General features: G+C 38.1%; 19 protein-coding genes and 1 pseudogene. 6 read left to right on the top strand and 14 right to left on the bottom strand.

Annotated elements, in window-relative coordinates; translation table 11 throughout:
- Positions 1 to 115: 115 nt before the first annotated feature.
- From ACNQGH_RS13545 to ACNQGH_RS13535, 3 genes are all read right to left on the bottom strand, one after another.
- Positions 116 to 751, bottom strand: coding sequence for a DUF4136 domain-containing protein (locus ACNQGH_RS13545; protein ID WP_417956544.1), 636 nt, complete (start codon positions 749 to 751; stop codon positions 116 to 118).
- Between the two features lie 61 nt (positions 752 to 812).
- Complete coding sequence (locus ACNQGH_RS13540; protein ID WP_417956543.1) at positions 813 to 1382, bottom strand: hypothetical protein; 570 nt, start codon at positions 1380 to 1382, stop codon at positions 813 to 815.
- A 90-nt stretch (positions 1383 to 1472) separates the two neighbouring features.
- Positions 1473 to 2093 (bottom strand): c-type cytochrome, encoded by a 621-nt coding sequence (locus ACNQGH_RS13535; RefSeq protein WP_417956542.1) that lies wholly within the window; start codon positions 2091 to 2093, stop codon positions 1473 to 1475.
- An 890-nt stretch (positions 2094 to 2983) separates the two neighbouring features.
- Between ACNQGH_RS13535 and ACNQGH_RS13530 the strand changes: the two genes are divergently transcribed.
- The 6 genes and pseudogenes from ACNQGH_RS13530 to ACNQGH_RS13505 all read left to right on the top strand — a co-directional run bounded on the left by ACNQGH_RS13530 (position 2984) and on the right by ACNQGH_RS13505 (position 12707).
- Complete coding sequence (locus ACNQGH_RS13530) at positions 2984 to 7312, top strand: CusA/CzcA family heavy metal efflux RND transporter (RefSeq protein WP_417956541.1); 4329 nt, start codon at positions 2984 to 2986, stop codon at positions 7310 to 7312.
- A gap of 12 nt (positions 7313 to 7324) precedes the next feature.
- Positions 7325 to 9169: a heavy metal translocating P-type ATPase gene (locus tag ACNQGH_RS13525; RefSeq protein WP_417956540.1), complete on the top strand. Its 1845-nt coding sequence runs from the start codon at positions 7325 to 7327 to the stop codon at positions 9167 to 9169.
- Positions 9170 to 9275: 106 nt separating this feature from the next.
- A complete protein-coding gene (locus ACNQGH_RS13520) occupies positions 9276 to 10403 on the top strand; it encodes an efflux RND transporter periplasmic adaptor subunit (protein WP_417956539.1) in 1128 nt (375 codons plus the stop codon).
- Between the two features lie 24 nt (positions 10404 to 10427).
- Positions 10428 to 11042, top strand: a complete 615-nt coding sequence (locus ACNQGH_RS13515; protein WP_417956538.1) for a class I SAM-dependent methyltransferase — start codon at positions 10428 to 10430, stop codon at positions 11040 to 11042.
- Between the two features lie 189 nt (positions 11043 to 11231).
- A pseudogene (locus tag ACNQGH_RS13510) lies at positions 11232 to 12178 on the top strand (HAD-IC family P-type ATPase); the annotation flags it as partial.
- 256 nt (positions 12179 to 12434) lie between these two features.
- Entirely contained in the window at positions 12435 to 12707 is a 273-nt protein-coding gene (locus tag ACNQGH_RS13505) for a hypothetical protein (protein ID WP_417956537.1), read from the top strand.
- 40 nt (positions 12708 to 12747) lie between these two features.
- On the opposite strand, the gene ACNQGH_RS13500 is transcribed toward ACNQGH_RS13505, so the two are convergent.
- From ACNQGH_RS13500 to ACNQGH_RS13450, 11 genes are all read right to left on the bottom strand, one after another.
- Complete coding sequence (locus ACNQGH_RS13500; RefSeq protein ID WP_417956536.1) at positions 12748 to 13032, bottom strand: molybdenum ABC transporter permease; 285 nt, start codon at positions 13030 to 13032, stop codon at positions 12748 to 12750.
- 141 nt (positions 13033 to 13173) lie between these two features.
- The gene (locus tag ACNQGH_RS13495) at positions 13174 to 13632 is read right to left on the bottom strand and encodes a DUF3872 domain-containing protein (protein WP_417956535.1); all 459 of its coding nucleotides are present in this window, start codon (positions 13630 to 13632) and stop codon (positions 13174 to 13176) included.
- An 11-nt stretch (positions 13633 to 13643) separates the two neighbouring features.
- Positions 13644 to 14156 carry a conjugal transfer protein TraO gene (locus ACNQGH_RS13490; protein WP_417956534.1) on the bottom strand — a complete coding sequence of 171 codons (513 nt, stop codon included), beginning with the start codon at positions 14154 to 14156 and terminating at the stop codon, positions 13644 to 13646.
- 73 nt (positions 14157 to 14229) lie between these two features.
- Positions 14230 to 15123: a conjugative transposon protein TraN gene (gene traN, locus ACNQGH_RS13485; RefSeq protein ID WP_417956533.1), complete on the bottom strand. Its 894-nt coding sequence runs from the start codon at positions 15121 to 15123 to the stop codon at positions 14230 to 14232.
- A gap of 25 nt (positions 15124 to 15148) precedes the next feature.
- Positions 15149 to 16474, bottom strand: a complete 1326-nt coding sequence (traM, locus tag ACNQGH_RS13480; protein WP_417956532.1) for a conjugative transposon protein TraM — start codon at positions 16472 to 16474, stop codon at positions 15149 to 15151.
- Positions 16461 to 16748: a nitrogen regulatory IIA protein gene (locus ACNQGH_RS13475; RefSeq protein WP_417956531.1), complete on the bottom strand. Its 288-nt coding sequence runs from the start codon at positions 16746 to 16748 to the stop codon at positions 16461 to 16463. The genes traM and ACNQGH_RS13475 overlap by 14 nt, the downstream gene beginning before the upstream one ends.
- Before the next feature lie 11 nt (positions 16749 to 16759).
- The gene (traK, locus tag ACNQGH_RS13470; protein WP_417956530.1) at positions 16760 to 17383 is read right to left on the bottom strand and encodes a conjugative transposon protein TraK; all 624 of its coding nucleotides are present in this window, start codon (positions 17381 to 17383) and stop codon (positions 16760 to 16762) included.
- Between the two features lie 20 nt (positions 17384 to 17403).
- Positions 17404 to 18399, bottom strand: a complete 996-nt coding sequence (gene traJ, locus ACNQGH_RS13465) for a conjugative transposon protein TraJ (RefSeq protein WP_417956529.1) — start codon at positions 18397 to 18399, stop codon at positions 17404 to 17406.
- A 3-nt stretch (positions 18400 to 18402) separates the two neighbouring features.
- Positions 18403 to 19035, bottom strand: coding sequence for a DUF4141 domain-containing protein (locus ACNQGH_RS13460; protein ID WP_417956528.1), 633 nt, complete (start codon positions 19033 to 19035; stop codon positions 18403 to 18405).
- 27 nt (positions 19036 to 19062) lie between these two features.
- Entirely contained in the window at positions 19063 to 21567 is a 2505-nt protein-coding gene (locus ACNQGH_RS13455) for a TraG family conjugative transposon ATPase (RefSeq protein WP_417956527.1), read from the bottom strand.
- Entirely contained in the window at positions 21564 to 21896 is a 333-nt protein-coding gene (locus ACNQGH_RS13450; RefSeq protein ID WP_417956526.1) for a DUF4133 domain-containing protein, read from the bottom strand. The genes ACNQGH_RS13455 and ACNQGH_RS13450 overlap by 4 nt, the downstream gene beginning before the upstream one ends.
- Between the last annotated feature and the right edge of the window lie 8 nt (positions 21897 to 21904).

Raw genomic sequence — 21904 nt, 5'->3', positions numbered from 1 at the left:
GATTTATAGGTGTTTTGTATTCATGAATTTTTCTTGGTCTCTTGTTTAATCTGGTCATTACCAATAGAGATTCTAATGAATTGAACTTTTTTCCATTATATTTAGTCTATATAGTTTACATCTTTTTTTTCGGACGTTTGTGTCCATTAAGAGGTTTTATGGGATAATTATCAAGAATGTCATACACAGCAGGATGTAGATTATCCCCGATATAAGAAGGGTCATATAAATCCCCTTTAGCAGTTCCCGTCCACACAAGCCTATTCAGTTTCCTGTCAATTATATTCAGCGTGATTGCGCCTTCTGTATATTCTACCTTTTGGGTTACATAAGTGGTATAGTTGTAATTATAGTGATGGAGGTAATAGTGATTGCTGGGATAATGATAGTAATAGGGGTTGTGATAGTACCAGCCCGAAGGATAAGTATAAGCAGGAGTACTGACTATTTTTTCCTTTTTAACGGCAGTGATAACTAAGTCAAGAAAAACATCTGGTGTATCAATGCTTATCTTGTATCCTCTATCCCCCATGCAATGAGTGAAATAGTTACGCGTATTATTGCGAATAATCTGGTTATTATATTCGCCTTGAGCTGTGTCTTTATCCGGTAGCCATGCAAAAGTTTTGTATTTTGTAAAATCAACACTGCGATCATAATCGGAACTGATATTCGTATAAACTCCGCATCCGGCAATAGCGAGGAAAAGAAGGCCAATTAAATGGGGGAATAATTTTTTATGTGTTTTCATGTTTCTGTTTTTTATGCAACACTTTCTCAGTGAAGCTATTGTTATTTGATTTGAATGGATTTCACTGGTTTGATTTCTTAAGCAATGCCTGAAAAATTTGTATCGTTATCTCGTTGTTCCATCCTTCTGGCAAATCAATCCCAAAATCACTTAACCGCAATTTAAAATTGAGTGTAAGCAAACAGGAAATGGTTTCGTTACTTGCAATGTGTTTAAGCAATCCATTTACATATATTGTTTTCACCATTCCATTCAAATGTAGCTCTGCTTCGAAATTTAGTTTGTAATCTGGATGTTCTAATGTCTTCACGTAGGGAATGTTCAGTTTTCCTTTCAGGATTACGGGTCCTATGGACGATTTAATAAGTTTTACATTCAATGAATCTGTTGTGGTGCGTAAAGTAGTCAGATTAAGTGTTAATCCGATTTCAGCAGTTTCATAATTGATTAAAACAAACAAATGATTGCTATTGGCTATTATTATGGAATCTTTGTGCGAGCCAATAACCTCAATACTTCCTTCCCTAGTTTGGTATCTTTGTTGTGCCTTAGCCGAAAAGCCCCATAGTAGTAATACTATAATGGTGCATACCCATACTTTTGTTAGAATTTTCACCATTACTTGATACATAATTACGATATATATTTGTTTGCAATTGCTTTTCTGAATTTGAAATATTCTCCATTCCTTTTAAAAGCACTTCGGTTATTATCATTTGAATTATTCATGCTTTTTTTTAATGATTTTGCTCATGTGTTCCATCATTTCGTCTGAATTTTTTAGAGAATTTACATATGCATAAACAGAAAGGATTTCTTCTTCGCCCAAAGTGTTTTCCCATGCTAGCATTGCAGTTCCTTTCATTCCTTTTTTTATGAGGTATATTCGTCCTTGATTTGAATAAAATGACGAATGTTCAGGGTCAGTAAAATCGGCTGGCTTTGGTTGTAATGTTGTTGCCCCTGGACCATCACCTTTACCGCCGCTACCGTGACAAATAGCACAATATTTTGTGAATATATCTTTGCCGTGTACAAGTTGTTTCTCTGTACCAAAAGATATGGGCTGACTATATTTTTCGCCCAATTCCAGTTTTAACCATTCGCGAGTTTCATTCATTTGTTGTGAATGCTCGCTATGTTCATGGTTGTGATTTTCTTCTCTCTTTTGCTGAGGATGGTTCTGTTCAACTTGTTTCTGTTTTTTTTCTGAATTCCTGCAGGAAGTGAGCATCAGCAGTGCATACAATGTGGTAACAATTGCAAATTCGATTTCGGTAGTTCGGAAGAGTTTACGCAGAGTACGACTGAAGAACTCACCATATTGTTTTGATTTTTTCATAGTTGTCGTTCTAGTTTTTAAATTAAACCATCAACCAAATACAAATTCTCAATACTTTTTATCACTAAAAAACGCTTGAATTATATGCAAAGTACTATTATTCAGTAATTTAATATAAATTTACGGTTTATTTAAGGATGTAACTTGGAATTTTTTAAATTTTTATTTTCACAAATAAATAATATATTTCATGCCGAAGGAATGATTAACTTCATAAAACAATTACGAGTTTTATCACCTTTTCATTCCGTGCATATCGTCTTGCCTAATAATATTTTATCTATGTTTATAAAAGTAAAAAGACATTACAGAAAATAGTATGTGAATAAAACCACATACTATTTTTTATTAAATAAATACTGTACTTTTACAATCTTGAAAAAATCAATTGCCATATCACTCCTATTTATTTTTTTGTGTACTAACACTGAAATGGGGCAATTGTTGAAACTACCCAACTTAATGCATCATTATATTGAACACGAAGAGAGCGACAACAGTATTTCTTTTGTCGATTTTTTGAATATACATTACAACAAAAACACAAATCATTCGGGCAATAATAAACACGACCACCAAAACCTGCCATTTAAAACAGTCTGTTCCCATTCGGTTAACACTATTATTGCTTTTGAAAATCAAACTTTTTTTTCGTTTAGAAAAATAATTTTAATTACTTCAAAAATTAAAATTCCCTTTTGTCAACAATTTTATTCTTCTTTTGCTTTTGCAAATATCTGGCAACCGCCCAAATTATTTTAATGATTCTTTAATGTAGTATCAGTAATTAGAGATTTTATAAATTTTCCTAATTACTACATTATCCTTTACTAATAGTATTTGCTTTTTGCAAAATGCTTTTGGTTATAATTTCATTAATCTTACTAATTATGTTAAATAAAATCATTGAGTTTTCAATCAAAAACAAACTCATCATTGGGCTTTTTATCTTTGCCCTTATTGGATATGGTAGTTATCAATTTACAAAACTACCCATAGATGCTGTACCAGACATTACGGATAATCAAGTTCAAGTAATCACTTCAGCACCATCACTTGGAGCAACGGATATTGAGCGCCTCATTACCTTTCCAATCGAACAAGCCAATAGTAATATTCCGGGACTGAAAGAAATTCGTAGTTTCTCTCGTTTTGGTTTATCAGTTGTAACCATTGTTTTTAATGATGATACGGATGTGTATTGGGCACGACAACAGGTAACAGAAAGATTAAGTGCTGTCAAATCCCAAATTCCAAAAGGCATTGGAGAACCATCTTTAGCACCGGTAACAACTGGTCTGGGCGAAATATACCAATATGTGGTTAGAGTAAAACCCGGTTATGAAAAAAAATATGATGTAACCGAGTTGAGAACCATCCAAGATTGGATAGTTCGCCGTCAATTATTAGGGGTTGAAGGTGTTGCAGAAGTAAGTAGTTTCGGTGGAAAATTGAAACAATTTGAAATTGCCATAGACCCCAATAAATTGCAATCGTACAATATTACAATTACCGATGTTTTTTCTGCTTTAGAAAAAAACAATCAAAATACAGGTGGTGCTTATATCGAAAAAGGGCCTAAAGTTTTATACATCCGAAGTGAAGGATTAATTAATACTATCGAAAATATAAAAGACATTTCTATTAAAAACATTAATAGCGGAAGCCCTTTATTTATTCGTGACATAGCCGATGTTCGTATTGGTAGCGCAATTCGTTACGGAGCAATGACTTACAATGGCAAAGGCGAAGTTTCGGGCGCAGTAGTGATGATGTTAAAAGGGGCAAATAGTAATGTAGTTATAAAAAACATCAAAGACCGTATCGCACAAATTGGAAAAACTTTACCTGAAGGTGTTGTTGTAGAGCCTTTTTTAGACCGAACCAAAATGGTAAATAATTCCATTTCTACAGTAGAAAAAAATTTATTGGAAGGAGCATTAATAGTTCTATTTGTACTGATCTTCTTTTTAGGAAATGTAAGAGCAGGATTGATTGTAGCTTCGGTTATACCTATGGCGATGTTAATAGCAGTAATCCTAATGAATATGTTTGGCGTTAGCGGAAATTTAATGAGCTTAGGAGCATTAGATTTTGGATTGATTGTAGATGGCGCTGTTATTATTGTTGAAGCCTGTTTGTTTAGTTTACACAGCAGGAAAGCTTCTCGAATCTCACAGCAAGAAATGGACAACACAGTATTAAAAACATCTATAAAAATGCGTAATGTATCTGTTTTTGGTGAACTGATTATATTAATCGTGTATATCCCAATTTTCACCTTACGGGGGATTGAGGGGAAAATGTTTTTACCAATGGCACAAACTATAGCTTTTGCATTATTTGGCGCATTTATTTTGTCGCTGACTTATGTCCCGATGATGACCGCTTTATTTTTGAGCAAAAACATAAGCCGTAAAAAATATTTTTCAGACAGAATGATGGAGAAATTGGAGAATTTCTATCAGCCTCTTTTAAGTAAAGCATTGGCAATACCGAGAACAATTATCGCAACAACTTTGGGGTTATTCGTTTTAGCACTGATTACACTTTCGTTTATGGGAGGCGAATTCATGCCCTCGCTTGAAGAAGGAGATTTCGCTGTAGAAACAAGAGTTTTACCGGGAAGTAATTTGCAAACTTCTATGACAGCCATTTCTCAAGGAGCAAAAATATTATTGGAGAAATTTCCAGAAGTAGAAAAAGTAGTTGGAAAAACAGGAAGTAGCGAAGTTCCAACCGACCCTATGCCAATTGATGCCAGTGATATGATGGTGATTTTAAAAGACAAAAGCGAGTGGACTTCTGCTAAAACTTTTGATGAATTATCAGCAAAAATGGCAAAAGAATTAGAAGCCGTTCCAGGCGTTTCTTATGGTTTTCAATACCCAGTTCAAATGCGTTTCAATGAATTAATGACAGGAGCAAGACAAGATGTAGTGTGCAAAATATTTGGCGAAAATTTAGATACCTTGGCATTATATGCTAACAAATTAGGCAAAGTAATTAATACCGTTGAAGGAACTTCTGACCTTTATGTAGAAACAGTTACAGGAATGCCACAAATTGTGATCAATTACAATCGTGCCACTATTGCACAATACGGTTTAAATATCGAAGATATTAATCGAATAGTAAACACCGCATTTGCAGGACAAAGCACAGGAGTTGTTTACGAAGGTGAAAAACGGTTTGATTTAGTAGTTCGATTAGAAGGCGAAAAGCGAAAAGATTTATCGGATGTTCAAAATCTATTAATTCCAACGTCCACGGGTTCGCAAATTCCTTTATCTCAATTGGCCAAAGTTGAAATTACCGAAGGCCCAAATCAGATACAAAGAGAAGATGCTAAACGCAGAATTGTAGTTGGTTTTAATGTTCGTGGTCGTGATGTGCAAAGTATCGTGAAAGAATTGCAAGGAAAAGTCGAAACCAAAATAAAATTTCCTGCGGGTTATTATCCTACTTATGGTGGTGCTTTTGAAAACTTAAACGAAGCCAAAAATCGTTTGATGATTGCTGTACCGGTTTCATTACTATTAATATTTATTTTGCTCTATTTTGCATTCAATTCCGTAAAACAAGGGCTATTGATTTATTCCGCAATCCCACTTTCGGCAATTGGAGGTATTTTCTTTTTAGCGTTGCGGGGAATGCCGTTTAGCATTAGTGCCGGAGTTGGTTTTATTGCTTTATTTGGTGTAGCAGTTCTGAATGGCTTGGTATTGATTGCAGAATTCAACAGCATTCGAAAATCGGGTGAAACCGATTTAAAAGCGATTGTTTTACAAGGTACCAAAATACGTTTACGTCCTGTTTTAATGACTGCATTTGTAGCATCATTAGGTTTTTTACCCATGGCATTAAGCAATGGTTCTGGTGCAGAAGTACAAAAACCTTTGGCAACTGTGGTAATTGGCGGACTACTGATTGCAACGTTCTTAACTTTATTTGTTTTACCAATTTTATATATCATGTTTGAAAAAGGAATTAAATTAAAACCAAAAAAGATAAAATCAATTACAACTATCGTTGTTTTGGGAATGTTTTTTTCTTTTCAAAATGCAGATGCTCAAGAAAAAATTTCAATTGATAAAGCCATTGAAATTGCTTTGCAAAACAATATCAAAATTAAAAACGAAAAATTAAATTCCGAGTATTTACAAAAAATGACAAAGACAGGTTATGATATTCTCAATACGGGAATTATTGGGGAATACGGTCAGTTTAACAGCAATGCAAATGATGTGAAAATTGGTATTTTGCAAAGCATAAAATTCCCAACCGTTTACAAAAGGCAGAAACAACTTTTAATAGAAGAAGCCAAAAAAGGGCAATGGAACGAAGCTTTGCAAAGAAAGGGATTGACCAGACAGGTAACAATCGTGTTTTACGAAATAATGTATCTAAAAGAAAAGGAAAGATTATTGCTAAAAAGCGATAGTATTTATTCCGAATTTTTAAGAAAATCAATGCTTCGTTTTGACAAAGGCGAAAGTAATATATTAGAAAAAGCAACCGCTGAAAACCAATCTGGACAAATAAAAATTCAACTTCTGGAATTACAAAGTGATTATAAAATAATACAATCACAATTCAAGTATTTACTTAATTCTGATAAAGACTTTATCCCCGTTTCAGATAAATTCAAAATGGATTTTATCGAAAATTCAGATAAAAGTGCTATTGGCAATCAACCCAGTATAAAATTATTTGAGCAAGAAGTGAATAGCAGCAAAGCGGAAATTTCACTTGAAAAATCTAAAAAATTACCCGAATTAATAGGCGGTGTTTATTGGCAGACATTCAAAGCAAATACTGCGATTAAAGACGGCTATAATGGCATTTACGGACAATTTGGAGTTGCAGTACCACTTTTTAATTCGACCATAAGAAACAGACAAAAAGCATTAAAAATCAACAGTCAAATTGCAGAAAATAATTTGAATAATGAAAAATTAAAATTGCAAAGTCAGTATAAGGAATTAATTCAAGAATCTAAAAAACACAAAGAAACTATTGCCTATTACGAAAGTCAAGCGTTGAAAAATGTTGATTTAGTAACTAAAGCCGCCAATGATAAATTTATCAATGGCGACATCAATTATCTGGAATTGGTAATGCTTATTAATCAAAGCACCGAAATTCAAAGTAATTACATCGAAGCGATTAGAAAATTGAACACCACTGTTATTGAAATCAATTCATTAACCAATTAAAATAGTTTAATTATGAATTTTACACAAACATTTTTTTCGCGACAGTTCCTTTGGGAAATTGTGCGGATAATAACAGTGGGCATAGCCTGTTTATTATTTTATTTCGATGTTATTCCATTGCCCATTTTGATAGTCGCAATGGCTTTTGGGCTTTTTTCATTAGTGAAAACTGCTGTATTGGATATAATAAAAGAAAAAAAAATTGGGACAGAATTATTTATAGCCATAGCGGTAATTGTTTCTGTTATTGGTAAAGAATATTTGGCTGGTGCTGTTGTGCTTATGATTATTCTTATCGCAGAATATATTGCAAGTGCAAGTACAGAAAAAGCAAGATCGTCTATTAAAGAGTTGATTGGTTCAGTTCCAAAAACGGCAATAGTAAAAAAAGATAATCAGGAATCCATAGTACAAATAACGGATTTAAAAATAGGTGATATTGTTCTGGTAAAAGCCGGAGAAAAAATCCCTGTTGATGGTAAAGTAATTGGCGGATCTGGTTCCGTTAATCAGGCACCAATAACGGGAGAAAGTGTTCCGCAAGAAAAAACAGTTGGAAGTGAAGCATTTGCCGGAACCATACTGGAATTAGGTGCGCTCGATATAGAAATGACAAAAGCAGGATTAGACACCGTTTTTTCGCGTATTATTTCATTAGTCGAAGATGCAGAAAGTCAACGAGCGCCTATTGAAAAATTCACTGATAAAGTAGCGGCGTGGCTTATTCCGGTGGTATTTATTTTTGTTGGTGCAGTTTACTTTTTTACCCGTGACGTTAAATTGGTTATTGCATTGCTGATTTTTACTTCACCTGCTGAATTGGGATTAGCAACTCCGCTTGTAACCATTTCCGCCATTGCACGTGCTGCCAGAGAAGGTATTTTGATAAAAGGAGGTTTATTCTTAGAAGAACTTGCTAAAGTTACTACCATTGTTTTTGATAAAACAGGCACATTAACGATCGGAAGTCCTACGGTGAACAAAGTTGAAATAATAGACACTAATTATAATGAGCAACAATTGGTACAATTGGCTGCTACTGTAGACCGACGTTCCAGCCATCCATTAGCAAAAGCAATCTTAAGCTATGCGGATCAATTAAAACTTACCTATGGCGAGCCTGAAAATTTCGAGGTGGTAAAAGGACGGGGTGTTTCCGCAAAAATAGATGGTAAATTGGTTTTATTAGGGAACAAGCTCTTTATGGAAGAAAGTAAAGTACCTGTGTCGAAATCCTCAGAAAGTATTACCGATACTGCTATTCATCTTTCTGTAGATAATAAATTGACGGGTATCTTTTATATATCCGATGCGATACGTGAAGGTGCAAAAGAAATGATTGAAGGTTTAAGAAAAAGTGGAATTCAAAACATAATTATGCTTACCGGTGATAATCCTGAAACTGCCAAGCACGTTGCCAATCAGATAGGAATTACCGATTTCAGAGCCAATTTATTGCCCGAAGACAAAATCAATATCATAAAAGAACTGCAAAAAGACGGTTCTAAGATTGCAATGGTGGGCGACGGCATTAATGATGCGCCTGCTTTAGTCCAGGCAAATATAGGTATAGCAATGGGTGCTATGGGAACCGAAGCAGCTATGGAAGCAGCTGATATCGTTCTGATGCAGGATAAGTTGGAAAAAATCGCCAAGGCACGTGCTATCAGTAAAAGAGCCTATCGAACTATTCGTGAAAATATTTTTGTAGGGGTTGGTGTCGTTCATGTAATTGGAATTACCCTTGTCTTGCTTAAAATAATTGGACCGATTGAAGCAGCAGCTATTCATTTGCTTCCTGACACTTTAGTCTTTATTAATTCCATAAAACTCCTTCGCGTTAAGATTGATGCCTGACCGATTAGCAATGGCAATGAAATTTTAAATAACAAACACTATCTTAATATTCAAAATAAATAAAATGAAATCGCAGATTCACAAACACCTAAATAAAAATACTATCATGAGTAAAAATACAATCATTACAATAATGGCAATAGTATTCCTTTCTTCATGTGGAGATAAGAAAACAGAAAGCGAAGCAGAAGCCACTCCAACTATCGAAAACACGACAACACTTACCGATGCACAAATAAAAAATGCAGGTATTGAAACTGGGAAAATCGAGCAAAAAGAAATTTCATCTACCTTAAAGTTAAATGGAAAAATAGATGTGCCGCCTCAAAATTTAGTTTCCATAAGTGTGCCGATGGGTGGTTATTTAAAATACACCAAACTTTTAGAGGGAATGTATGTAACCAAAGGACAAGTTTTGTGCGTCGTAGAAGACCAGCAATACATTCAACTGCAGGAAGATTACCTTTTGGCGAAAGCAAAAATAGGGTACGCAAAAGCCGAATTCGAAAGACAAAAAGAACTCAACCAAAGTAAAGCAAGTAGTGATAAAGTCTATCAACAAGCACAAGCCGAATACAATTCGCTTTCAGTAATGGTGCAATCGTATGGAGAAAAATTGAAATTCGCGGGAATAAACCCAAACAATGTATCGGCAAAAACAATTTCAAAAAGTATTAATGTATATTCGCCAATAAGCGGTTATATTTCTAAAGTAAATGTAAACACAGGCAAATATGTAAACCCAAGCGATATTTTATTTGAGATTGTTAATCCTTCGGATATTCATTTGGCATTGACCGTTTTTGAAAAAGACATCAATAAATTGACTATTGGCCAATCAGTTATATCCTATACAAATACCAATCCTGAAAAAAAATATCTTGGCAAAATTATTTTAATAGGTAAGGATTTTTCCGAAAACAGAAGCACTGAAATGCATTGCCATTTTACAAATTACGACAAAGCACTTTTACCAGGAATGTATATGAATGCCGAAATAGAATTAAAAAGTCAGCAATCAAATGTATTGCCATCTGATGCTATAGTGAATTATGAAAACAAGAATTATATTTTTGTTGCCAAACAAAACAAACAATTTGAAATGAAAGAAATTAGAATTGGAACAGCTGAAAATGGGTTTACAGAAATTCTTTCAGACGATTTAAAAGACGAAAGAATTGTTATCAAAGGAGCTTATGCACTTTTGATGAAAATGAAAAATGTAGAAGAATAACAAAAAACAGGATACATTAAAAAAATGGAAAATAAAAAATCACATTGGGAAAATGTTTTTGCCACAAAAGCACCAAATGAAGTAAGTTGGACACAAAAGTATCCAAAAATTGCAATGAATTATTTAGAAAATTTAAATCTATCAAAAACTGCCAATATCATTGATATTGGTGGTGGCGATAGCAATCTAGTAGATGCGTTATTAGACAAAGGTTTTCAGAATATATGGGTTTTAGACATATCAGAATTCGCATTAGAAAGAGCAAAAAAGCGTTTAGGTGAAAAAGCCAATTTAGTGCATTGGATAGTTTCAGATATTACAGAATTTAAACCCGCAGTAACCTTTGATTTTTGGCACGACAGAGCGGTTTTTCATTTCTTGACAGATGATGAAAGCACCAGTAAATACATAGCAATTGTTGAAAAATCAATCAATAAAAATGGTGATTTTTTATTAGGAACTTTTTCAGAAAACGGACCTTTAAAATGTAGCGGATTAGAAATAAAACAATATTCTGAAACTACAATGAAACATACTTTTAGTTCTCAATTTGAAGCCGTAAAATGTTTTACCGAAAATCATAGAACACCATTTGATACAATTCAAAACTTTCAATATTGTGGTTTTAAGAAAATATAAGTATAAAAGAATCAATTAGATAGATACTGGCTGGATTACGAAAAAATATTTGGATGAAATAAGGAGTTGTATTTCTGACGGTTGTTTCATGAAAAAGTCAATTAAAAAACTTAATACTGTATTTTTTATTCTCTAAATTTTGACCTTCTAAAATTTATTTTTTTTAAATGCATTTAATAGTTTGAATTAATTGAAACGGCCTACACCGATAGTAAATTATCTAAAATTCTCGAAATGGTGCAAGATGCAACACCCAAAAAACACCGACTGAATTATTCATTAGAAAATTTGCCAAAATCTATACGCCAGTAGTTGTATTTCTGGCAATGGCGATTTGTTTACTTCCAGTGCTATTTGTCGAAAACTACGATTTTAATGACTGGTTGTACAGGGCATTAATTTTCCTGGTAATTTCTTGTCCTTGTGCGTTGGTAATTTCCATTCCATTAGGCTATTTCGGTGGTATTGGAGCAGCAAGTAAAAATGGAATTTTATTCAAAGGGTCAAATTTCCTTGATCTAATGGCTACCGTTCAGGTAATAGTCACAATAATCGTTATTGCAATCAATCAAAAATATGCAGGTTATTTTCTAATTGCCGATGAAATTAAAGAAGATGCTAAAGAAGCCATACAAAGTTTACACAAGTTCAATATCAAAACTGTAAAGCTTTCAGGCGATAAACAGGCAGTAGTTTCAGCAATTGCCAAAGAACTAAACATCGATCAGGCTTTTGGCGATTTGTTACCCGAAAACAAAGTGGAAAAAGTGGAAGAGCTTAAAAAGCAAAACCTAAGAATTGCCTTTGTGGGTGATGGGGTAAACGATACGCCGGTTGTAGCCCTTGCCGATGCCGGTATTGCAATGGGCGGTATAGGAAGTGATGCAACAATTGAAACTGCTGACATTGTGATTCAAAACGACCAACCTCATAAAATATTCATAGCAATAAACATTGGAAAACAAACTAAGAAAATTGTCTGGCAAAACATCACTTTGGCATTTGTGGTTAAAGGGATTGTTTTGGTACTCGGTGCAGGTGGTTTAGCGACCATGTGGGAAGCCGTTTTTGCCGATGTCGGAGTTGCTTTATTGGCGATTTTAAACGCTGTCAGAATTCAGAGAATGAAGTTTTAGAGATAATAAACTGCCTCTGGGCAGAGCCATCGAGGTATTAATAGAAAATATATTTTTAGTTTTATGAAAAACCTAGGTTTTCAAACTTTCCTTTACCGAAGCGGAGCTTCGGAGAATTAAACCAAATGAGATTAAACTTAAAGGTGTTTGTTTCTAAAATTCAAACACCTTTTTCAATTGCTAAAACTACATTTTAACAATCCATTAGCAATCAATCAATATGATTTGATTTTATTTGATTAAAATTAAAGTACAAATGAATAAATTTCACATTTTAGTAATCGTATTATTTGGTTTCTTACTGATTCCAAGTAGTTTTTTTGCCTGTGAAAATAATTCATCGAAACATTCTTCTTCAAAAGAGACTTCCTCAAAAATGGATAAAGATGATTGTTGCAAAAACGGCAATCATTCCAAAACGAATAACCACGAAGGTTGTGGAGGAAAGTGCAGTCATTCTAAATGCGGTTGTGCTACTTCTTGCAACAGTTGTACTGTTGCTATCAATGAATTGAAATTTATCATTTAATGAAACTGAAAATCTTGAAACTGAAACCAATCTTTTCTGTTTATTTTTCATTCATCAATTGCTTATCAGTTATAGCCTCCTGCTCAATCTTCTTTTTTTCTCTGGAATAACCCCATAAGAACACTAGTCCAGCTATAATTAATATAAAAGCCAGCCAGCGGCCGATTCGTTCCAAAAAACGAATCAATACTGCTTTTTCGTAGCTTGTAAAGCCTTCAACACCATTAGGATTACGTCTGTTGAACTGCCTTTTACCGATCCAATACCATAAAAAAAGTCCTATTGACAGCGCCAGAATTCCCATTATCAGTAATGTATAGTCCATAATTTTCTGTTTTAGTATTAAAAAAAGAAGGAATTAAAGAAGTTAAATTAAAGATTTAAAACCTAAAAAATAAATCGTAAAAAATTGACCTGCCGTATTTTAGCAGGTCAATTTACTTTATATGAATCGTCAATGATTTTATCAATCGCTGCTGTTCAACTGAAAACTCAATTGCTTCTCATTACCAAAGTTATCTGAAATCCATACCTCGAAAGATTGTGTCACACTAGACTGTGAAGTATAATACAGTCTAAACTGCTCAGCTGGTAATGGATACAAATCATTGGGGAGATAAGGCAGCTCATTGAAGTATTGCAGTGTACCTTGACCATCATATTGAAAATAGCGGATATAATATTGAGTCCCGTTATAATTCTCAGCCCTTTGAATTGCAAGTCTTATTTCAATTGTTTGACCATTAGCAATCTCGTCAGGAACCGGCATTGCCACAACATCAAATGGAAAACCTTTTTGGATTTTCAAATCTTCCTTATCGCATGAAGAAAGGAGGCATGCGCTTATCAATATTGCAAAAAATAGACATAGATATTTAATACATGCTGCGAACCGTTCACTATTGTAATTGATTAATTGTTTCATAATTGCTGTTTTTAAAAGTTATATCGTAAACCAACACTTGCAGACGGTCGAAGCTGTTCTAGTGATGTTCCCCAGAATACTTTTGCCCTTGCCTGAACCAGCAATACAAAATGATCGGATAGATAGGTTTCCAGGGACAGTTTTCCTCCCGCACCGTAGATAAAGTTCTCTTCATTGAGAATCTTTGCACCATCATATAGTATGTCATTTCCACGATTGATGGTTTCATAACCGATAAGCCCGGTGATGGCTGCATTTAGGGAAATATTTTTCCGTATATCTCCAAACAGGTAAAAACTGTAGCCACCTTCCATACTGAACGTTTCCTGTGGTATTCTCAGCTCTTTGTATGTTGAATATTGATGGGTATATTCCAATGCCCATAACCGGTAATTACCGTTTCTGCCATTTACAGTCAGCCCTATGCTGAGGTAATAATTCCTGCCGGGACTATCGCTGGATAAGGTTCCTGTGTTGATTTCCAGCCCTTTTTGTTTGGGCAGCATTCGCTGTGCCTGCACCATGATGCTGTTTGTTACTACAAACAGCACCGCCAATAGATACTTTTTCATTTATTGTTTTTTTTTATTGGGGTTACTATATTTTCAGGTGCATATCCTTAATCAATCGGGCTCTTATCAAATCCGAATTTTCCACCTGAAGTGTTTGGTGCCTGCCACCGTTCTTCTCGAAAATTTCGATCAACAATACCTTGTCATCGGCAATGGTAAACTGGTCCAGCAGGAACACATTTTGTTCGATTGTTTTCCCGCAAATCTCATCCAGCGGCTTGTAAGTACGAAGTGGTATCATTGGTCTTTCTTGTACTACGGTACGTTTGGCTAACTTTTTGTCCACCACCTTGAAATTGATAAAATCAATCTGGAAAGGGACATTGGTGCGGTTGGCAAGTTCCGTATGGAAATAGTATTTTCCGTTGTGGATGTAAATGCCTTTCAGGATAAACTGTATGCCGAAACTTTTAGCGCCGATATGCTTTACAATGTGCTTGTCCTTTTTGTAGATCGTTTCCAGTAACAGACCTGCCAGAGATGGCGGGTTGTTTCCCAACTCCTCAAAAAGCACATCGTTTCCGCTGGCCTTATCCACCGTTTTTTGCATAGTCTGCAGGTCATAGCTCAACGTCTGTGGACAGGAACTGTAATACACATTGAAGCTGTAAAAGCGGCCGTCGTTGGTAATCACCGAAAAATTGGTTTCGGGTTCAAACTGCTTTACCGAGGCTTTTATACGCAGCACATTTTCCGCATCATCAGCTTTTCCTGCAATCAGGTATTCGCTTCCGAGATCCACATAACGGATAGCGGTCGGGAAAATCAGATGGGAAGTCTTGTCGTAAGTAACTTCCATTTGGTACGGTTCTATCTTGCCCAAAGCAAGTGGCGATTTTACAGTATCCTGTGCCATAGCCGGTACGAAGGAGCCGATCATCAGGGCAAAAGCCCAAAAGGTTTTAAAATGATTTTTCATTGTTTAATTGATTTTAAGTTTACTATTATTTTTTAGAAACCAGGAACAGTTGATGCCCTGCCTTTAGGGTGACTTTCGGTGTCCTTACTTTTTTGGAGAAGTACCCCGAGATTCCCTGAACCACTCCTTTGCTCATCTCTGCGGCTATTTGCTGTCCTGCCGATTGGGTCAGCATGAGGCTTGTTCCCGAAGTCTGGCTCATATTGCCAGCCATTTCGGTAAGGGCATTCATTTCCGGTGAATACGGCACTAACAAACCTTGCTGACCGTCTAGGTCATAAATGGTGATATCCACCGGGATGATATTGCCCTCCAGTTCTATGGAAGTAACCTTTAACTGTAAACGTCCTGCCTGAATCTTAGTATTAGCCGTTAAGATTGTGCCCTTCGGAATTATACGGTTAGGTGTTTTAGCAGGCTCCAATAAACGCAGCTGTACCATGCTTTCGCCGATAATGGTCTGTGTTTCCTGTACACAGGCTTTGATGCTGTTTTTTGGCTGTATCACTTGCTGCACCGTACCTGCTGTATAAAAACTGCGGTTTCTGGTTTGGCTCCAGTCGGCCAAAAAGATACTGTCAATGGGTTCACGGTACAGCACTGATACAACACTTTTTCCTGCCGGGGTGAATGGGGCAAAATATTCCTTCTGCGTAGTCCCAGGAGTAACAGTACTACTGTTGCTGTTTGCACCTTCGCTGGTATTTGTTCCTGAAGGAAGGTACTTTGCAGCCATCTGATAGGATTTCTCCATCAAAGCCAGTTGGTCATCTGCGGTTATACCGGCAGGCACTTCCTTTTCAGCCAGTTTTTCTTTCAGCTCGTCCAATTGCCTGCGGAGTTCCTGTGTTTCGCCATTATCGTCCTGATAGAAAGAACTCAGTGTGCTTTGTGCGTTGCGATAGCTGTTTAGTGCCGGATTGCCGGGTTTTCCAGTGCTGCCGCCAGTTCCACTGCCTGGGTCTTCTTCATCAGCTGCTGCCTCTGTTGCGTCATCGGATGAGCGGTCCTCATTCCAATAGTCGGACAGTGTGGTAAGAGCGTTACGTTTTTCCTGTTCTTTCTGTTCCAGCATGTCCTGTTCGTAGGCCTTTTGCTTGTCTGCCTGCATTCCTGCATCGCTCGCCTCCGGAACGGCATCGTTCAGTCCGATGTTTTCGATTTCCTTTTTCTCGGAAGACGGTTTAAATATCAGATACATACAGCCTAAAAACACGATGCCCATTAAAACGAATATCAGTGGCTTTTTAAGCCGTTCCTTCTTGCTTTTTTCATCATCGGGTAGATTGGATGTTTTGTTTTGGCCGCCTTCCTCAACAAGAATGCTGACCTTTTTTTCATTTTCCTTCATAAATCTTATTTTTTAGAATTGTTATCAAAGTGTCCTGTATCGTTGCAGGACTTTCTTTCTTTTTACCGACAGGGTTTTCAATATGCTTTATCACCATGTCATTATCGGATCTTGTCGTATCGAGTCCTACTTTAAAAATGACCCCTATGGTAAGCAGCAGATACCCTGTAAAAAAGCACAGTGTATAGCTGTGTTGTTTCCTTACAGGAAGCGCCTGCCAGCGCTGGTCCAACCTGTCAAACCACTCGTTCATATTTGTTCTTAAATTTTTCATACGGCATTTTTTTAGCGTTCGATGACCTCAATATCCTTGTTCTCCGTCACTGCGAACTTTTCGATATTGAAGCCTTGCGGGTTATTGTCCGAACGAACGGAGTTTACTAGAAAACAGGACGTAACCAGATTACGTTTTGTCACGTTGCTGGAACGGATGATGAACTGTTTGGCATAGGTGCGTACAGCATAGGGATAGGTATCGAAATTGCAGACCACACTGTCTATTTCGATGCGCTGCTGTACATTGCCCGATATGATGCGGTTGAAATACCCTTTTTCCGAAAGGTCCTTGTAATAATCGAAGGCACTTTTATCGGCGATATTGAACGCCCGTTTCATATTGCTTTCAATGGCGTTCTTGTCGGGAGCGAGCGTAAAGAACAGTTCGTGAAAACGTCTTACGTGTTCCCGGGCTTCCACCGGACGGTTGATGGATGCATCCTGCGCGAGTGCCAGCATCAATGATTTGCCATTGTCCAGGACATAGATCTTCTGCCGTTGCTGTTCCGCAAAACGGTAGGAATGCCATACGGCATATCCTGTGACCCCTGTACAGAGTACAGCAAACACAATAGCGTATAATCTGATCTGCCTGAAACTGTTTTCTATATTTCTTAGCGTTTTAAATTCCATTTTCCTGAGTGATTAATTGTTTACTTGTTCACTAGCCTGCCACCGATATTACCCACTGCGGAACCGGTTCCGGCCCCGGCTATATTCCCGGATTTCATGGCGGTCTGGTTGACATTACGGGTAAAGTTTCCTGCCCCGCCGGCCTGAATAATCCAGCCTGTTACGGTCGGAATGGTGAAGTAGCCCACAATGCCTATAATCATAAAGATGATATACACAGTGTTTGAAGTATCTGGGATGAAAGTGGGATCGGCAAGCATTTCAATATCCCGCTCTATAATCAGGGATTGGATTTTGGCAAGCATCGAGCTGAACAGGTCTGCTACCGGAAGCCATAAATACACGCTGACATATCGGGTGAGCCACTGTGTAAGCGTGGATTGAAAGCCGTCCCATACTGATATGGCAAAGGCTATTGGCCCGAGTATGGACAGGACTATCAGGAAAAATGTCCGTATGGTATCAATGACCAAAGCGGCTGCCTGAAAAAGTATTTCCAGCAAATTGCGAAACCATTCCTTTATTGCTTTCTCTATCTTGTAAGCCTGTCTGTCCATATACATTCCTGCCATTGTGCCAACATCGGCGGGCGACCAGCCCAATTCTTCCAGTTTTTTGTCAAATTCTTCGTTCGACACCAAATAGGCAGTTTCAGGATTGCGAAGCATCGCTTCCCGATCCAGCCGGTCTTTTTTTGCCTGTAAATCGTTCAGGTCAAGCACCTGGTCTTCGAGTATGGAATGGGTTCCTGTAACTACGGGGCTTAGAACCGCATTGATGGTTCCCAGTACCACGGTCGGGAAAAACATAATGCAAAGGCCTAATGCAAACGGGCGCAGTAAAGGGTACATATCAATCGGCTCTGCCCGGCTGAGTGCCTGCCATACCTTAATGGCTACATAGAACAAGGCTCCCAGACCAGCCAGACCTTTGGACACTGCCGCCATATCGGCGGACAGTGGCAGCATCTCATCATACAGGGAGCGCAGGACTTCGTGAAGATTATTAAATTCCATAGCTTACCAGTATTTTTGGTTTGGGGTTCCATAGAGTTCCAGTACTCTTTTGGTATTGTTCTGCTTCTTTGCCCTCAGGATGCTTATGGAGATATTCTTGTTGGTATAGTAGCGTACCAGGCTGTGGTATTCTTTCACTTCTTTGTAAACACGGTCAATAATATCCATGCGCTCTTTGTCATTCAGGGAAAGGCCTGATGAGCTTACAATCTGTTTGAGTTCTTTCAGCAGCTCGGTACTCTCATTGAGCAGTGCTGAATAGCCATTGGCAATAGCTGCCAATTCCTGGGCAGAAAAGTTGGGATCATTCATCATCTTGCCAAAATTCTGTACATATATTTCCGACACATCGCCCACCAGCAGTACAGTCTGCTGTACTTTGCGTGCATCTTTTACCAGATTGTTTACCGCCTGCAACTTGTCGTAATATTCTTTGCCCTGTTTATATACCTTTTCCACTTCCTTGAAATTTTTAATAACATTGGATACCGTGGATGAAGTCTGTATGATTTCATTGGCACTGTTGAGAATCCCTGAAGCCAAATTTGCCGGATCGGTAACTACAAATTGAGCTTTCGCTGAAGGTGTGGCGGCAAGCATTATTGCCGTACACACCAGTAACATTAATTTTTTCATTGTTCTTCGTTTTTAAATTAGTAATCATTATTGATCTGCTTTATCACACCGCTTGATAGCGATGTGCTTGATGGCGAGTTCTACATTGCCGTCCAGTTCGGAAGCAAGCTGCATCACTTCCATTTTCTCAGTTTCTTCGGTGGTATAGGCGAGATACTCCTCGAGACTAACTTCTGTGGCATATACCGCAGAGTGTGTACCGCCCAAGCCTATCCATACTTCCTTATAGAGCCGTGAAGGATCATTGTTCATATTAATAGAAAGTACTTGTGCCTTCTCCTTATCAGTCAGACCCAGCATTGTCTGTATATCATCAAACTTGTTCATGTATTTGCGCTGGTCGAGCAGGATTTTACAATCGGAATTGTTGATGATACTTTCCTTGACAATGGGCGACTGTATGATGTCGTCCACTTCCTGCGTGACCACAATGGCTTCACCGAAAAACTTCCTGACCGTTTTAAAGAGGTACTTAATATATTCCGCCATTCCTTCTTTGGCGATGGCTTTCCAAGCCTCTTCAATAAGGATGAGCTTACGGATACCTTTGAGCCTGCGCATCTTATTAATGAACACCTCCATAATGATGATGGTCACAATTGGAAAGAGGATTTTGTGGTCTTTAATCGCATCAATTTCAAACACGATAAAGCGTTTGGAAAGCAGGTCTAACTGCTTATCGGAATTGAGCAGGTAATCATACTCGCCACCTTTGTAATACGGTTCGAGTACATTGAGGAAATTGGCAATATCAAAGTCTTTTTCCCTTACCTGTTTTTCTTCCAGTACCTTGCGGTAATCGCCCTGAACGTATTCATAAAAACCATTGAAAGAAGGATATACGTCACTTTGTTTGATACGTTCGATATAACCGCTTACCGCATTGGACAATGCCACCTCTTCGGAACGGGTTGGTGGTTCATCATCTCGTTTCCATAAGGTGAGTATCAGGGTTTTGACGCTTTCTCTCTTTTCAATGTCAAACACACCGTCATCGGTATAGAAAGGGTTAAAGGCAATCGGGTTGTCTTCGGTATAAGTAAAATAGACGCCGTCTTCGCCTTTGGTTTTACCTTTGATGAGTTCGCACAATCCCTGATACGAGTTACCGGTATCTACAAGCAGGACGTGTGCGCCCTGCTCATAATACTGCCGGACCATGTGGTTGGTAAAAAAAGATTTACCGCTGCCCGAAGGACCGAGTATAAACTTGTTCCGGTTGGTGATGATACCTCGTTTCATGGGCAAGTCTGAAATGTCCAGATGGATGGGTTTGCCTGTGAGCCTGTCTGCCATCTTGATGCCAAAAGGCGATGGTGAATTGTGGTAGTTGGTTTCTTCAGTAAAGAAGCACAAAGCCGGTTCAATGAACGTGTAAAAGCTTTCCTCTCTTGGGAAATCCCCGGCATTGCCGGGCATTCCTGCCCAATACAGCGTAGCTGTATCGATAGTGTTGTGGCGGGGCTTGCATTCCATTAGAGCGAGTGCGCTCCCGCTGTCATTCTTTATCTGTTTGAGTTCGCCGGGATCTTCCGACCATGCCATGATATTAAAGTGCGCCCTGATGGACGACAGCCCAAAAGAATGGGCTTCGTTCAGGTAACGCTCAATCCATTCCTTGTTAATCTGGTTGGCACGGCTGTAACGGGCCAGTGAGTGCATGTTTCGTGCGGACTTTTCAAACTTTTGCAGGCTCTCATCACTGTTATCCAAAAACAGGTATTGGTTGTAAATATGATTGCAGCTGAGCAGCAATCCCACAGGAGCAGCAAACGACAAACGGCAGTCGCTGCGGTCGGTAGATAGTTTTTCGTAACGGGTATCTGCCGATACCGTTCCGGGCAGGTCGTCCGTGTCGGATAAGGTGTGCAGGCATAGCCTTTTGTTTCCGATACGTACCTCTTCGCCTCCGAGTGCGATGTCCTGCATTGGTGTTCCGGCTTCCCTTGATAGCGTTAAATACTGTTCCAGTAATCCTTGTTTTCCTTCTGCACCGATGATGTCTTCTTCGCTCAGGCGCTGCAGTTTGACAAATCCGCTATCGTTAACGATGCGCTCAAATTGTGCCACCGCTTCCATAAAGCGATGGATCGCTTCTTTGTCTCTGATTTCCTTTGGTATAAGCGAACCTTTGCAAAGCGATGAGAAATTGCTCTGCATACGCATTCTTTCTTTGGTGGTCTTGGTCAGGAACAGGTAGCAGTAATGATTCAGGAACGGGCGCTCGTTGAAATGGCGTTGGTAGGACTTTGCCAAAAAACTCTGGTCGTCTTCTGTCATATCAGGTGCGTAGCTCTCTTTGATGTACCAATCCTGTTTGTGTACCACCGTAAAATCAGGCAGGGTCTTGATGGCTTTATGCCAAGCGGAATGAATAGCTTCGTATTCGGCGGAAGCTACCGTGAACAGTTCCGGCAAATGCACCTGAAAGCAGGCGGTAATGTCCGCATCTTTTGACAGGATACAATTGTTCTCTACCGCAAGTAATGGGAACTTGCTTTCCAGTGTTGTGATCTTTGCTGCATTTCTCATACGACACTGGATTTAGGGTTGAATTTTAGGTAGCGATGTACAGGCTTGCGGCAGATGATGTAATGGGGATGCCTTTTTCTTGCACCGACTTTCATCAGTCCATGTTCTCCATATTTTTTGTTCAGCGAGAAGGTCTGCCATACGATCAGCGAAGCGCCGCCGGCTCCAAGAAAAAGACAGATATAGGAATTGACCCCTGCCATATAAAGTATCATGACCAGGATAAGTGTTCCGAGCAATCCGCCAGCGAAGATGAACAGGTATTGTGCCTTGAGCCCTTTAAATTCTACTGTTCTTCCGATACCTTTATTGATATTGTAATTGTTCATATATCAAT

This window comes from Flavobacterium kochi, from assembly GCF_048286715.1.
GTDB lineage: Bacteria > Bacteroidota > Bacteroidia > Flavobacteriales > Flavobacteriaceae > Flavobacterium.
Note: the sequence above shows the minus strand (reverse complement) of the source record. Positions and strands in the feature narration are given on the sequence as shown.

Coding starts and splice junctions, on each gene's coding strand:
- ACNQGH_RS13525 (WP_417956540.1), top strand. CDS start 7,325: ATGAATTTTACACAAACATTTTTTTCGCGACAGTTCCTTTGGGAAATT.
- ACNQGH_RS13530 (WP_417956541.1), top strand. CDS start 2,984: ATGTTAAATAAAATCATTGAGTTTTCAATCAAAAACAAACTCATCATT.
- ACNQGH_RS13540 (WP_417956543.1), bottom strand. CDS start 1,382: ATGTATCAAGTAATGGTGAAAATTCTAACAAAAGTATGGGTATGCACC.
- ACNQGH_RS13545 (WP_417956544.1), bottom strand. CDS start 751: ATGAAAACACATAAAAAATTATTCCCCCATTTAATTGGCCTTCTTTTC.
- ACNQGH_RS13455 (WP_417956527.1), bottom strand. CDS start 21,567: ATGAGAAATGCAGCAAAGATCACAACACTGGAAAGCAAGTTCCCATTA.
- traM (WP_417956532.1), bottom strand. CDS start 16,474: ATGAAGGAAAATGAAAAAAAGGTCAGCATTCTTGTTGAGGAAGGCGGC.
- ACNQGH_RS13460 (WP_417956528.1), bottom strand. CDS start 19,035: ATGAAAAAATTAATGTTACTGGTGTGTACGGCAATAATGCTTGCCGCC.
- ACNQGH_RS13500 (WP_417956536.1), bottom strand. CDS start 13,032: ATGGACTATACATTACTGATAATGGGAATTCTGGCGCTGTCAATAGGA.
- ACNQGH_RS13450 (WP_417956526.1), bottom strand. CDS start 21,896: ATGAACAATTACAATATCAATAAAGGTATCGGAAGAACAGTAGAATTT.
- ACNQGH_RS13490 (WP_417956534.1), bottom strand. CDS start 14,156: ATGGTGCAGGCACAGCGAATGCTGCCCAAACAAAAAGGGCTGGAAATC.
- traK (WP_417956530.1), bottom strand. CDS start 17,383: ATGGAATTTAAAACGCTAAGAAATATAGAAAACAGTTTCAGGCAGATC.
- ACNQGH_RS13495 (WP_417956535.1), bottom strand. CDS start 13,632: ATGAAACAATTAATCAATTACAATAGTGAACGGTTCGCAGCATGTATT.
- ACNQGH_RS13475 (WP_417956531.1), bottom strand. CDS start 16,748: ATGAAAAATTTAAGAACAAATATGAACGAGTGGTTTGACAGGTTGGAC.
- ACNQGH_RS13515 (WP_417956538.1), top strand. CDS start 10,428: ATGGAAAATAAAAAATCACATTGGGAAAATGTTTTTGCCACAAAAGCA.
- traN (WP_417956533.1), bottom strand. CDS start 15,123: ATGAAAAATCATTTTAAAACCTTTTGGGCTTTTGCCCTGATGATCGGC.
- ACNQGH_RS13535 (WP_417956542.1), bottom strand. CDS start 2,093: ATGAAAAAATCAAAACAATATGGTGAGTTCTTCAGTCGTACTCTGCGT.
- ACNQGH_RS13520 (WP_417956539.1), top strand. CDS start 9,276: ATGAGTAAAAATACAATCATTACAATAATGGCAATAGTATTCCTTTCT.
- ACNQGH_RS13505 (WP_417956537.1), top strand. CDS start 12,435: ATGAATAAATTTCACATTTTAGTAATCGTATTATTTGGTTTCTTACTG.
- traJ (WP_417956529.1), bottom strand. CDS start 18,399: ATGGAATTTAATAATCTTCACGAAGTCCTGCGCTCCCTGTATGATGAG.